Origin of the sequence: Desulfovibrio sp. X2, from assembly GCF_000422205.1 — a bacterium.
In the GTDB taxonomy this organism is placed as follows: domain Bacteria; phylum Desulfobacterota; class Desulfovibrionia; order Desulfovibrionales; family Desulfovibrionaceae; genus Alkalidesulfovibrio.
Window position 1 is genome coordinate 243,275 of sequence record NZ_ATHV01000064.1, and the last position, 13,331, is coordinate 256,605.

The following is a 13,331-nucleotide window of genomic DNA, read 5'->3' on the forward strand; positions in this document are numbered from 1 at the left end:
CCCGGGCTTCCGGGGCGTCCGGACGGCCAGATGCCTAACCGATAGACCAGTCAAGGAGCAAGCGAAAGTGAGCGACGCGAAGAAGACGGCCCTCCTCTTCCCGGGCCAGGGATCCCAGGAAAAAGGCATGGGCCGCGCCATCGCCGAGGCCGACGCCGAGGCCATGGAACTGTGGGTGAAGGCGGAGAAGATTTCCGGCGCCGAGCTGCGCGCCGTCTACTGGGAGGGCGAGGAGGCCGACATGGCGCAGACGCGCTGGCTGCAGCCCGCCCTGACCGTGGTCAACCTGAGCGTCTTCCTGGGCCTTGCCGGTCGCGTGGCGCCGCTGTGCGCCGCGGGCCATTCGCTGGGCGAGTTCGCCGCCCTGGCCGCGTCCCGGGCCCTGTCCATCGACGCCGTGCTCACGCTCGTTTCCCTGCGCGGCCGCCTGATGTCCGAGGCGGGCGACGGCACCGGCGCCATGGCCGCCCTGCTCAAGGTCGACCAGTCGGGCGCCGAGGAGCTCGTGGCCGCCGCGCGCGAGTCCACGGGCAAGGAGCTGCGCATCGCCAACTACAACACCCCGGCCCAGTTCGTCATTTCCGGTCACCGCGACGCGGTCGAGGCCGCCTCCGCCCTGGCCAAGGAGAGGAAGGCCCGCGCAGTGCCCCTGGCCGTGTCCGGCGCCTTCCACTCCCCGCTCATGGCCGAAGCCGCTGCCGAGTTCGAGAAGGCCCTGGCCAAGATCGACGTGCGCGACGCAGCCTTCCCGCTGGTCATGAACGCCACGGGCGCGCCGGTGCAGGCGGCCGCGGAGATCCGCGCCTGCGTGGCCAGGCAGATGACCTCCTCGGTCTTCTGGACCCAGGGCGTGCGCGCCATGTGGGAGCTCGGCGCGCGCAGCTTCGTGGAGTGCGGCCCCAAGGGCGTGCTCACGCGCATGCTCTCGCCCATCCTCGACCCCATCGTCACGGCGGTCGCGGGCGAGACGCCCTACACCAGCGGCTTCTGCGCCGATCCCGAGCAGATAGAGACGCGCATCGCGGAGATTTCCGACGGCGGGGAGGCCTAGTCCATGCGCGCCACGACCTTTCTGAGCGAAGCCCTCTCCCGCGCCCTTTCCGGCCTCGGACTGGCCCTGCCCGAGCGCGTGAGCATTGAGCCGCCCAAGGACAAGAAGTTCGGCGACCTGGCCTGCAACGCGGCCATGCTCCTGACCAAGGAGGCCAAGATGCCGCCGCGCGCCCTGGCCGAGAAGATCGCCGCGGCGCTCGAGGAGAGCGAGGCGGACGTGGCCAAGGCCGACGTGGCCGGGCCGGGCTTCCTGAACGTGACCTTCACGCCCGGCTTCTGGCAGCGCACCGTATCCGACGTGCGCGCGGCAAACGGCGAGTACGGCCGCTCGGCCATGGGCGCTGGCCGCAAGGTCCAGGTCGAGTTCGTCTCGGCCAACCCCACCGGCCCCCTGCACATCGGCCACGGCCGCGGCGCCGCCATCGGCGACTCGGTGGCGCGCATCCTCCGCTTCACCGGCCACGACGTGACCACGGAATACTACATCAACGACGCCGGGCTCCAGATGCGCCTGCTCGGCGCCTCCATCTTCCGCCGCTACCAGCAGCTCTTCGACCCCGACCTGCCGATGCTCGACGAGGGCTACAAGGGCGACTACATCATCGACCACGCCCGCGTGATGCAGGAAAAGCACGGCCGCGCGCTCCTCGACATGCCCGAGGAGGAGGCCAGGGAAATCTGCTACCAGTACGGCATGGACGCCATCATGGCGGGCATCCGGAAGGACATGGACGACTTCCGCGTGCACCACGACGTCTTCTTCTCCGAGAAGTCGCTGCACGCCGCGGGCAAGGTGCAGGAGGCCTTCGACTTCCTCACCGAGCGCGGCCTCATCTACGAGCAGGAGGGCGCGCTGTGGTTCGCCACCACGCGCTTCGGCGACGACAAGGACCGCGTGCTCAGGAAGTCCTCCGGCGCCCTGACCTACTTCGCGGCGGACATCGCCTACCATCTGGACAAGTTCCGGCGCGGCTTCGACCTCGTCGTGGACGTCTGGGGAGCGGACCACCACGGCTACATCCCGCGCATGAAGGCGGCGGTGCAGGCCATGGGCAAGGATCCCGAGCAGCTGCAGGTCATCCTGGTGCAGCTCGTGAACCTCCTGCGCGGCGGCCAGCAGGTGGCCATGTCCACCCGCTCCGGCGAGTTCGAGGAGCTCTCGGCCGTGGTGCGCGAGGTGGGCACGGACAGCTCCCGCTTCACCTTCCTCTCCCGCAAGTCGGACAGCAAGCTCGACTTCGACCTGGAGCTCGTGAAGCAGCAGTCCATGGACAACCCGGTCTACTACGTGCAGTACGCCTTCGCCCGCATCTCCTCCGTGGGCCGCAAGGCCGCCGAAGAAGGCATCGCGATCGACGCGGCCGGGGCCGACCTCGCCCTGCTCGACACCGAGGCGGACCTCGACCTGCTCAAGTGCCTGGAACGCTGGCCCGACATCGCGGAGGTCGCGGCCCGGACCCTCTCGCCGCACCACGTGAGCTACTACCTGCAGGAACTGGCCGGGCTGCTGCACCGCTACTACTCGGTCAACAAGGTCCTGGACGCCGCAGCCCCGGCCCTGACCGGCGCCCGCTTCGCCCTGCTCGAAGCGGTCGCCGCAACCATCAAGAGCGGCCTGGCGCTGCTCGGCGTCGAGGCCCCGGAGCGCATGTAGCATGTCGCAGGACAAGGCCAAGAAGAACGGCAACGGCGGGGAGAACGGCAAGGCCCCCCGCCGCGCGCTGACCATCGAGCTGGGCTTGGGCAAGGCCACGGCGCTCGGCGTGCTTGCCATCTTCGTCGTCGCCTGGGCCTTCGCGCTGGGCGTGATCATCGGCCGCGGCTACAAGCCCGAGAAGGCCGTGCCCGAGATCGCGCGCATCATGCCCACGCCGCCGCCTCCCGCGTCCGAGGGCGACACCGGCGTGCTCAAGCCGGAAGAGCTCCATTACATGGATTCCCTGACCAAGACCCCGGTCATGCCGCCCAAGGCGGCCGAGGCCGTGCAGGACTCCCACCGGGCCGAGCAGCAGAAGGCCGCGCAGCGGGCGCAGCAGAAGGCCGAGCAGAAGGCCGAACAGCAGAAGCCCGAGCCCCGGAAGACGACCACGCCGAGCATGGTCGCCCGGGTCGAGCCCGCGCCCACGGCCAGGAAGGAAGCCCCCGCGGCGCAGCAGAAGGCGCCCGCCCCGGCCCCGAAGCAGCCCCAGAAGCAGGCCGAGAAGCAGGCCCCGCAGACACAGGCCGCGGCCGAGGGGCGTTTCTCCTACATCTACCAGGTGGCCTCGTTCACGGACAAGACCCAGGCCGAGGCCATGGTCAAGCGCGTGAAGTCCACCGGACTCTGGGCCCAGACCGAGAGCACCGAGATCAAGGGCAAGACCTGGCACAGGGTCATCGTGCAGTTCCGCGGCACGCCCGACGAGACGAACGAGATGAAGTCCCGCCTGGGCAAGATCGGCATCACGCGCGTGATCATGCGCAGCAAGTCCCCGCTCTAGCCGCCGGATAGCCATACAACACACGGTACGCTCAAAACGTACATGCGGTTTCCGACGGGTGCATCCCGTTCATGCGCCCGCCGGGGACGCCCCCCGGCCCCTCCCTCCGGCCTTGCGCACCTGCCCTCCTCCGTTTAGAACACAGGCAACCGGCAATCGACCGCGCCGGACGTTCCGCGGGCGCCCAAAGGGGACCCGCTGACGTCCGGCGGACACCCCGCGACCGCAGCGTTCCAGGCGCGCGCCCGCGAAACCATCAGCCGCCCGCGGGCGAGCCCGCGCGACACGCCATGCCCCACGACCGAAACGATCCCATGTCCGGCACCGCGCCCCACACAGGGAACGACGACATGAGCGACGCCGAGCGCCCCTGGTTTGCCCACTACGATCCCGAGGTGCCCCACCACCTCGACTACGAGGACATCCCCCTCTTCACCTGGCTCGACCGCTCGGCCGACGCGCACCCCGACCGCACGGCGGTCATCTTCAAGAACACCACCCTGCGCTACGGCGAACTCAGGCGGCTGGCCGAGGTCATGGCCCACAACCTGCGGGAGCGCGGAGTGCGCCGGGGCGACCGCGTGGCCCTCATGCTGCCCAACCTGCCCCAGACCGTCATCGCCTACTGGGCGGTGCTCAAGGCAGGGGCCGTGGTGGTCATGGTCAATCCGCTGTCCATGGAACACGAGCTCGTGCACCAGATCCCGGACTCCGGCTCGCGGCACATGATCACCCTGGACCTGCTCTGGCCCAAGATCGCGCCGCTGCGCGACACGCTCGGGCTCGACACGATCCACGTCACGACCATCCCCGACGCCCTCTCCTTTCCCATGGACTGGCTGGCGCGCATAAAGCTCTGGCGCGAGAAGAAGCACGTGCACGTGCCCTACGACGGCAAGGCCACGGTGCGCTGGCGCGACCTCGTGAAGAGCAGCGGGCGCTACTCGGCCCCGAACATCCTGCCCCACACGGACCTGGCGCTCCTGCAGTACACGGGCGGCACCACGGGCCGGGCCAAGGGGTGCATGATCACCCACGCCAACCTGAACGCCAACGTCACCCAGATCCAGGGCATCCTGCACGCCGTGGGCCAGCATTCCGAGGTCTTCCTCGGCGTCCTGCCCTACTTCCACGTCTACGGCCTCACGGTCTGCCTGAACTTTCCCATCTCCGTGGGCGCCACCCTGGTGCCCTTCGCCCGCTTCGACCCGCGCGACGTGCTCGCGACGGTCAACCGCGTGCGTCCGACCATCTTCCCCGGCGCGCCGAGCGTGTACCTGGCGCTCATGCAGCAAAAGGAGTTCGCCGAGGCGGACTGGAGCGCGCTGCGCTACTGCGTCTCCGGCTCCGCGCCCATGCCCCACGAGCTCCTGCGCCGCTTCAAGGAGATCACCGGCGCGGAGATCCTCGAAGGCTACGGCCTGACCGAGGCCTCGCCCGTGACGCACCTGAATCCGCTGAACGGAGTGCGCAAGGAGGGCTCCATAGGCCTGCCCTTCCCGGACACGGACTCGCGCGTGGTGGACATGGACGGCGGGGGGCCCGAGCCCCTGCCGGCGGGCAAGGCGGGCGAGCTGGTCATCCGCGGGCCGCAGGTCATGAAGGGGTACTGGAACAGGCCGGACGAGACCGCCTCGACGCTCAGGAACGGCTGGCTGTACACCGGCGACATCGCGGTCATGGACGAGGAAGGCTACTTCAGCATCGTGGACCGCAAGAAGGACATGATCCTGGTCGGCGGCTACAACGTCTACCCGCGCGAGATCGACGAGGTCCTCTACGCGCACCCCAAGATCAAGGAAGCCGTGGCCGTGGGCATCCCCCACCGCACGCGCGGCGAGGCCATCAAGGCCTTCATCGTGCCCCACGAGGGCGAGGAGCTCACCCGCCACGAGGTCATCGCCTGGTGCAGGGAGAAGCTCGCGAGCTACAAAGTCCCGCGCGACGTGGAGTTCCGCGACGAGCTGCCCAAGACCCTGGTCGGCAAGGTGCTGCGGCGCGCGCTGCGCGACGAGGAAGTCGCCAGACGCGAGAAGAGCGGGGACTGAGAACCGTTCAGGAAACGGAGGCTACGGGCAGCGGCCGTACCAGAGGTCTATGGCCGGACAGGCCGAACGGCCGGGCAGCGTGCAGGTCGCCGCGGACGTGCCGAGCCCGGTCAGCTTCCCGCCCCGGATGGCGCACAGCGCCCTGGCCTCGCCCTCTGCCGTGCCGTCCAGATAGCCCGTGATCTTGCGCCCTCCGTAGGGGCACTCGCCCCGGAAGAAGGCCCACTCCTCGCACTGCCTGTTGTCCTCGAAGAGACAGACGCCGTACTGTCCGCCGTCGCCGCGCGTGCGGATGACGAGACGGCCGCCGTGCTCGGCGCAGTAGACCGAGGCCGGGTTGGCGATCCCGAGCGGGGACTCCTGCGGCGCGGGCCGGGCCGAAGTCTGCGCGGATGTCTGGGCGGATGTCCGGCCGGATGTATTGCCTGATGTCTGGGCGGATGTATTGGCGGCGGTCGTGCCCTGTCCGGCTCCGCAGGCGGCGGCAAGGCAGAGGGCCGCAGCGAGCAGGACGAGGCGTGCGGCGTGCAAACGAAGGCGCGTCATGGCGTGCTCCCCGGTTGTCACGGCCCGGGGCGCGCCCGGGCCGCAGGGTGTCCGGCGGCGTAAAAATCAGGCCTGAAGCAGCTCTTCCAGGGCGGCGCGGATGCCGTTCTTGTCGAGCCCGGTCTCGGCGCGCAGCTCCTTCTGGGTGCCGTGCTCCACGAAGTGGTCCGGCAGGCCGAGGCGCTTCACCCGCACCGAGGACAGATCGCCCTTGTCCGCGAGGAGCTCCAGCACGGCCGAGCCGAAGCCCCCGGCCAGGGCGTTCTCCTCCACGGTCAGTATCTTCGGGAAACGCGCGGCCAGGGCGAGGATGGCCTCCTCGTCGAGGGGCTTCACGAAGCGGGCGTTGAAGACCGCGACCTTCTTTCCGGCGGCCTGCTCCAGCTCCTCGGCGGCCTCGAGGGAGGGATGCACGCGGCTGCCCGCGGCCAGGATGCAGGCGTCCGCGAAATCCTCGCCGTCGCGCAGGAGCTCGCCCTTGCCCAGGGGCAGGACGCGCATGGGGCCGGAGATGTCCGCACCCACGCCCACGCCGCGCGGGTAGCGCACGGCCACCGGGCCTTCGTGGGCCAGGGCCGTGGCCAGCATGTCGCGTAGCTCGGCCTCGTCCTTGGGGGCCATGACCACCATGTTCGGCACGTGGCGCAGATAGGAGAGGTCGAAGACGCCGTGGTGCGTGGCCCCGTCCTCGCCCACCAGGCCGCCTCGGTCCAGGCAGAGGGTCACGGGCAGGTTCTGCAGGCAGACGTCGTGCACGATCTGGTCGTAGGAGCGCTGCAGGAAGGTGGAGTAGATGGCCACCACGGGCCTGTACCCCTCCTTGGCCAGCCCCGCCGCGAAGGTCACGGCGTGCTGCTCGCAGATGCCCACGTCCACGAAGCGGTCGGGGAACTCGTCGGCGAAGCGGGAGAGCCCGGTGCCCTCGGGCATGGCCGCGGTGATGGCCACGATGCGCTTCTCGCGCGCGGCCAGCTCGCACAGGGCCCGGCCGAAGACCTCGGTGTAGGACGGCAGGGAGCAGCCCGCGAACTTCACGGCCTTGCCCGTCTCGGGCTCGAAGCAGCCCACGCCGTGGAAATAGCTCGGGTTGCTCTCGGCGGGCTCGTAGCCCTTGCCCTTCTTGGTCAGCACGTGGACCAGGGTGGGGCCGGAGAGCTCCTTCACCTGCTCGAAGACGCTGATCATCTCGCGCAGGTCGTGGCCGTCGATGGGGCCGAGGTAGTTGAAGCCGAAGGACTGGAACAACGTGCCCGGGGTGAAGAAATGCTTGAAGGAATCCTCGCCGCGCCGGGCCAGGGCGGCAAGCTCCTCGCCGATGCGGCCGAAGGTGCGCAGCCGCTGCTCCACGTCCTTCTTCAGGCGCATCATCCACGGCGTGGAGAGGTTGCGCGAGAGGAAGGAGGAGAGCGCGCCCACGTTCTTGGAGATGGACATCTCGTTGTCGTTGAGCACGACGATGAGGTCGCGCTCCATGCCGCCCGCCTGGTTCAGCCCCTCGTAGGCCAGCCCGGCCGTCATGGAGCCGTCGCCGATGACCGCGAGCACCTTGTTGCGCCCGCCCGAGAGGTCGCGCGCCACGGCCATGCCGAGCGCAGCGGAGATGGAGGTGGAGGAGTGTCCCACGCCGAAATGGTCGTAGAGCGGGCTCTCCTCGGGCCGCGGGAAGCCGGACAGGCCGCCGTGGCGGCGCAGGGTGGCGAAGCGCGAGCGCCTGCCGGTGAGGATCTTGTGGGCGTAGGCCTGGTGTCCCACGTCCCAGACGAAGCGGTCGTTCTGGGGATCGAAGACATTGTAAAGGGCGAGGGTCAGCTCGACCACGCCGAGCCCGGGCGCGAGATGCCCGCCCGTGTGCGACACGGTGTCGATGATCAGCGCCCGGATCTCCTCGGCCAGCCGGGAAAGATCCTCCACGGAGAGGTCGCGCACGCCCTGGGGCAGGGCCACACTGTCCAGGAGCGGCTTCTTGGGCGCAGCGGGCCTGCCCGGGGCCTGCCCGGCGGGCTGTCCGCCGCCTTGCGCAACGGGCCGGACGGCGGCCGGACGGGCGGCGGGCTTCTTCTGCGGTTGCTCCGCCGCGGCGGCGGTCCCCATCTTGTTCAAAGCCTTGCTCACTGCACACGCTCCACGATGTACCGGGTCAGGCGGCGCAGAAAATCCGCGCGCGGCCCGTGAAAGGTCTCGAGGCAGGAGAGTGCGGCGGCCACCCGCTCCTCGGCCAGGCAGCGGCTGCGGTCCAGTCCCACGAGGCTCGGGTAGGTGTGCTTGCCCTGGGCCTCGTCGCTGCCCACGGGCTTGCCCAGCGCCTTCTCGTCGCCCACCACGTCCAGGATGTCGTCCACGATCTGGAACGCCGCGCCGAGATGGATGCCGAAGTCGCGCGCCAGGATGCGGCGCTCCTCGTCCGCTCCGGCCAGGACCGCGCCGGACTCGCAGGCCGCGCGGATGAGCGCGCCGGTCTTCATGGCGTGCATGCCCGAGAGCTGCGAAAGCTCGATGTCCGCGGCACCGGTGTACTCCATGTCCAGGGCCTGGCCGCCGACCATGCCGCCCGCGCCCGCGGCCACGGCCAGCAGCCGGGCGGCGTCGAGCACCCGTCCCGCCGGGATCTCCCGGGCGCTCTCGAACATGCAGGTGAAGGCCTCGGTGAGCAGGCCGTCTCCGGCCAGGATGGCCGTGGCCTCGCCGAAGACCTTGTGGTTCGAGGGCTTGCCGCGCCGAAGATCGTCGTCGTCCATGGCGGGCAGGTCGTCGTGGATCAGGGAATAGGTGTGGATCAGCTCGAAGGCGCAGGCGAAGGGCATGGCCGCCTCGACGCGCCCGCCGCACAGCTCGGTGAAGATCAGGCAGAGCACGGGACGCAGCCGCTTGCCGCCCGCGGCCAGGCTGTAGTCCATGGCCTCGCGCAGGCGCGGGGGAATCTTGCGCCCGGCCAGGCAGCCGGCCAGCCAGGTCTCGACCCTGGCCGCTTCCTGGGCCAGTTCCTCTTTCACGGAAAGCGTCACTCCCCTACCCCTCCTGCGCCCTCGGCCCCGGCCGAGTCGGCGTTTGCGAAATCCTTGAGCAGGCCGTCCTGGTAGATGCGCACCTCGTTCCTGGCCGCGTCCAGCTGTTCGCGGCAGGCCTTGGCCAGGGCCAGCCCCTCCTTGTACAGGGCCACGCCCTGCTCAAGGGGCAGCTCGCCCTGCTCCAGACGCTCGACGATGGCGCCGAGCCGCTCCAGGCGCTTCTCGAAATTCTCCGCGTTCTCGCTCATAGGTCCCCGATCCTCGTGTCTTTCCCGCGGGCGCGGCCTATTGCGCGGCCTGCCGCGTGTCGGAGGCTTTCTCCATGAGCGGCAGCGGGTCCACGCACCGGCCCTGCAGGCAGAGGCCGAAATGCAGATGCGGGCCGGTCACCCGGCCGGTGGCCCCGACCAGGCCCACGGCCTGTCCCCGGTCCACGACCTCGCCCTCGCGGACGAGCACCTTGGACAGATGGAAATACATGCTCACCACGCCCTCGCCGTGGTCCACGTAGACGCTTCGCCCCGCGAAGTAGTGCTCGCCGACCAGCACGACCCTGCCGGCGGCCACGGCATCGACACTCTGACCCTGGGGCGCGTGAAAGTCCACCCCTCTGTGGGGGGAGCGCGGCTTGCCGTTCAGCACGCGCCTGAGCCCGTAGACGCTGCCCGTGGAGCCGGGCACCGGCCGGACCAGGGGCAGGCTCCACAGGCGGCTGCGGGTCATGGTCGCCAGGGCCTCGTGCACCGCCTCGTGCTCGCGCTCGATGCGCGCCATGACCGATGAGGGCGGGCTGACCATCTTCTTGGGCAGGGTCAACGCCTCCACCGGGTAGTCGCGCTCCACCACGCTCACCTGGGCGCGCAGGGAGAAGGCCTTGGTCCCCTCCACGCCCGAAACCTCGATGCTCTGCACGCCCGCCGTGTCCTTGCCCACGTCCGTGCCGAGCAGGGCCTCGCCCAGCCAGCCGTCCCGGGCCTGGCGCACGTCCAGCGGCACCTCCTCGCCGAGCCAGCGCACGTGCACCGCCTCGAGCGGCGCGCGCGAGACGAGGCTCACCAGGAAGGGCTCGCCCAGGCCGATTCTGTCCGGTGCCTCCAGCACGGGCTGCGCACGGGCGGCGCTCGGCGCGCAGCAGAGCGTGCCGAGCAGCAGAAGGAAGGCGCAGAGAAAGGATGAAAAGCCGGTCAAGCGGCAGCGCGAAATGATCATGATTCCCGTCCGGTCGTGTCTTCGTCCCCCGAATCGTCCGCGGGCGCAACCACGGCCGCGACCTCGCCGTGCTGCACGCGGATGTCCAGCATCTCACCCGGCGCCACGTCGTCCGGCGCGCGCAGGAAGCGGCCGGTGCGCCGCACGCGCACGAGGCCGTAGCCGCGCGCGAGCGGCGCCTCGGGGCTTGCGGCGCGAAGGCGCGTCGCGAGTCCGTCGAGCGCCGCCTCGCGACCGGAGAGCCACGTCGCGGTCCCGCGCGCAAGGCGCTGGGAGAGGACCGAAAGCCGCTCCTCGCGGCGCTCCGTCTCCTGCGGCCCGAAGGCGCGCAGAAGCCGCGCGGCCAGGGCCTCCTGCGCGCCCGCGCGCGCGGCGAGAAATCCGTTCGCGGCCCTGGGCAGCCGCTGCTCGAGCTCGGCGAAGCGCTCGGCCAGCCGCTCGAGTGTCCGCGCGGGCGAGAGCCAGTAGAGCGCCCGCCGAAGCTCGGCATAGCGCCGTTCGCGCTCGGCCAGGAACGTGCCGCCCGTGGCCGTGAGGGCCTGCACGGCCTCGTCCAGGCGCTGCGCCAGCACCCGGCGCGGCGTCCACAACCCCTGCGCGGCGTGCGTGGGCGTGGCCGCGCGGCGGTCGGCCACCAGGTCCGCGATGGTCACGTCCACCTCGTGGCCCACGCCGCTCACCACGGGCAGGGTGCAGCGATGGACGGCGTCGGCCACCTCGCGCGTGTTGAAGGCCCAAAGATCCTCGAGCGAGCCGCCGCCGCGCAGCAGGCAGACCACTTCGGCCCAGCCCTCGTCCGCGGCCCGGTCCAGGGCGCGGGCGATCTGCGCGGGCGCCTGCTCGCCCTGCACGAGCACGGGCAGGATGCGTATCTCGGCCCCGGCCCCGCCCTCGGAGGCGATGCGCAGGAAGTCGCGCACAGCGGCCCCGCCCGGCGCGGTGATCAGCACCACGCGGCGCGGGTCGTGCGGCACGCGCATCTTGCGCTCCTCGTCGAAATACCCGAGCCCCGCGAGCTCGCGCTTCAGCGCCTCGAAGGCCACGGCGAGCCGCCCCACGCCCTGCTCCTCCACGAGCTCGGCCACCAGCTGATAGGCACCGCGCGGCGGGTAGACGGTCAGCCGCCCGGCCACGAGCACGGAGAGCCCGTCCGCAAGATTTGCGGGCCCGGCCTCGCAGACCTCGCCGGTCAGGGGGTGGATGCCGCCCGGGCGCGCGGCCTCGCGCGTCTGGCGGAACCAGACCACGGAGAGCACGGACTCGGCGTCCTTGAGCGTGAAATAGGTGTGTCCGGAGCCCGGCCGGGCCAGGTTGGCGATCTCGCCGCGCACCCAGACCAGGGGGAAGTTGCCCTCCACCACGTCGCGCAGGGCCTGGGTCAGTTCGCGGACCGTGAAGACGTGCGCCATGCGCGCCCCTCTCCGGCTCAGGGCCGGAGCATGACCCTGCCGATGACCTCGGCCAGGTCGGCCGTGTCGAAAGGCTTGCTGATGTAGTCGTTCATGCCCGCCTGCAGGAAGCGGTCGCGGTCGCCCTTCATGGCGTAGGCTGTCAGGGCGATGATGGGCACGTTCGGATCGAAGGCGCCGCTCGCGTCCGAGCGGATGAGGCGCGTGGCCTCCACGCCGTCGAGCTCGGGCATCTGGATGTCCATGAGCACGAGGTCGAAGGGGCCGCGACGCGTGAGAGCGGAAAGGGCCTCCTTGCCGCTTGAGGCGCAGACCACCTGATGGCCCTCCATCTCCAGGGCGCGGCGGGCGAAGACCTGGTTCACGCGGTTGTCCTCGGCCAGGAGGATGCGCAGGGACGGCAGCTTGATCCCGCCGAGCGCCGCCCCGGTGCCCGCGGCCAGGGGCGCGGGCCGGGCCAGCTCGAAGGCCGCGGTGAAGAAGAAGGTCGAGCCTTTTCCGGGCTCGCTCTCCACCCAGATCTCGCCGCCCATGAGGTCCACGAGGCGCTTGCAGATGGCGAGCCCGAGGCCCGCGCCCTGGTAGCGCCGCGAAAAGGAGGTGTCGGCCTGGGCGAAGGAGTCGAAGATGGAGGCCTGCAGCCCTTTCTCGATGCCGCAGCCCGTGTCGCGCACCTCGAAGAGCAGGCAGGCGCGGTTCTCGTGGTCGTCCGGGCAGGGCCAGGGCTTGGCCTCTATCTCCACCGCTCCGCTCTCCGTGAACTTGATGGCGTTGCCCACGAGATTGGCCAGCACCTGGCGCAGCCGCACCGGGTCTCCGTAGAGCTCCTGAGGCGTCTCGAGCGACTTCACGTAGCGCAGCTCCAGCCCCTTGGCCCGGCTCTCTATGGAGAACATGCGGGCCGTGGTGGAGAGCACCCGGTCGAGGTCGAAGAGCTCGGGCACGAGGCCCATCATGCCGGATTCGATCTTGGTGATGTCCAAAATGTCGTTGATGATCGTCAGCAGGTTGCGGCCGGAGTCGCGCACCATGCGCAGGTTCTCGCGCTGCACGTCCGTGAGCTCGGTCTTCAGCGTCAGCTCCAGGAGCCCCAGGATGCCGTTCAGCGGCGTGCGCATCTCGTGGCTCATGTTGGCCAGGAAGCGGTTCTTGGCGCGCGACGCCTCCTCGGCCTCGCGCCGGGCGCTGTCCAGCTCCTGCTCCAGGCGCTGCTGTTCGGTGAAGTCCACCAGGGCGCAGTGGTAGAGAAACTCGCCTTCCGCGGCGTCGGGCGGCAGGACCGTGGTGTGCATGCGCACGACCCGGTCCGCGGGGCCCGTCAGGGTCAGCACCTCCAGGGTCGGCCGCTCGCGCAGGCCCGCCGCCGCCAGATGGGCGGCGAGGCGCTCGCGGTCGCCCGCCACCAGGAGTTCGTCGAAGCGCCTGCCGATCAGCTCGGCGCCGGGGAGTCCGAGCAGCGCCGCCGCCTCGCGGCAGACGTCCCGTATCCTGCCCCCGGCCGAGAGCAGGACGAGGCCCACGGGCGCGTGCTCGAACACCGCCCGCGCCAGATCGACGCGCCGTCCGGACTCCTTCTCCACT

11 protein-coding genes are annotated in these 13,331 nt (G+C 70.5%); 4 read left to right on the top strand and 7 right to left on the bottom strand.

Annotated features, from left to right (window positions below):
• Positions 1–67: 67 nt before the first annotated feature.
• The 4 genes from DSX2_RS15230 to DSX2_RS15245 all read left to right on the top strand — a co-directional run bounded on the left by DSX2_RS15230 (position 68) and on the right by DSX2_RS15245 (position 5,581).
• Entirely contained in the window at positions 68–1,051 is a 984-nt protein-coding gene (locus DSX2_RS15230; protein ID WP_020881890.1) for an ACP S-malonyltransferase, read from the top strand.
• Between the two features lie 3 nt (positions 1,052–1,054).
• Positions 1,055–2,707, top strand: coding sequence for an arginine--tRNA ligase (argS, locus tag DSX2_RS15235; RefSeq protein ID WP_020881891.1), 1,653 nt, complete (start codon positions 1,055–1,057; stop codon positions 2,705–2,707).
• A 1-nt stretch (position 2,708) separates the two neighbouring features.
• Positions 2,709–3,533 (top strand): SPOR domain-containing protein, encoded by an 825-nt coding sequence (locus DSX2_RS15240; RefSeq protein ID WP_020881892.1) that lies wholly within the window; start codon positions 2,709–2,711, stop codon positions 3,531–3,533.
• Positions 3,534–3,883: 350 nt separating this feature from the next.
• The gene (locus tag DSX2_RS15245) at positions 3,884–5,581 is read left to right on the top strand and encodes a long-chain fatty acid--CoA ligase (RefSeq protein WP_035042806.1); all 1,698 of its coding nucleotides are present in this window, start codon (positions 3,884–3,886) and stop codon (positions 5,579–5,581) included.
• Between the two features lie 21 nt (positions 5,582–5,602).
• Here DSX2_RS15245 and DSX2_RS15250 read toward each other — a convergent pair whose 3' ends face one another.
• The 7 genes from DSX2_RS15250 to DSX2_RS15280 form a co-directional block, all read right to left on the bottom strand.
• A complete protein-coding gene (locus DSX2_RS15250) occupies positions 5,603–6,127 on the bottom strand; it encodes a DUF333 domain-containing protein (RefSeq protein WP_020881894.1) in 525 nt (174 codons plus the stop codon).
• A 66-nt stretch (positions 6,128–6,193) separates the two neighbouring features.
• Positions 6,194–8,239 carry a 1-deoxy-D-xylulose-5-phosphate synthase gene (gene dxs / locus DSX2_RS15255; protein ID WP_020881895.1) on the bottom strand — a complete coding sequence of 682 codons (2,046 nt, stop codon included), beginning with the start codon at positions 8,237–8,239 and terminating at the stop codon, positions 6,194–6,196.
• The gene (locus DSX2_RS15260) at positions 8,236–9,129 is read right to left on the bottom strand and encodes a polyprenyl synthetase family protein (protein WP_020881896.1); all 894 of its coding nucleotides are present in this window, start codon (positions 9,127–9,129) and stop codon (positions 8,236–8,238) included. Before DSX2_RS15260 ends, dxs begins: the two co-directional genes overlap by 4 nt.
• Positions 9,126–9,380, bottom strand: a complete 255-nt coding sequence (gene xseB, locus DSX2_RS15265; RefSeq protein WP_020881897.1) for an exodeoxyribonuclease VII small subunit — start codon at positions 9,378–9,380, stop codon at positions 9,126–9,128. Before xseB ends, DSX2_RS15260 begins: the two co-directional genes overlap by 4 nt.
• Before the next feature lie 37 nt (positions 9,381–9,417).
• Entirely contained in the window at positions 9,418–10,341 is a 924-nt protein-coding gene (locus DSX2_RS15270; RefSeq protein WP_020881898.1) for a M23 family metallopeptidase, read from the bottom strand.
• Positions 10,338–11,750, bottom strand: coding sequence for an exodeoxyribonuclease VII large subunit (gene xseA / locus DSX2_RS15275; protein ID WP_020881899.1), 1,413 nt, complete (start codon positions 11,748–11,750; stop codon positions 10,338–10,340). The genes DSX2_RS15270 and xseA overlap by 4 nt, the downstream gene beginning before the upstream one ends.
• Positions 11,751–11,767: 17 nt before the next feature.
• Entirely contained in the window at positions 11,768–13,330 is a 1,563-nt protein-coding gene (locus tag DSX2_RS15280; RefSeq protein WP_020881900.1) for an ATP-binding protein, read from the bottom strand.
• Between the last annotated feature and the right edge of the window lies 1 nt (position 13,331).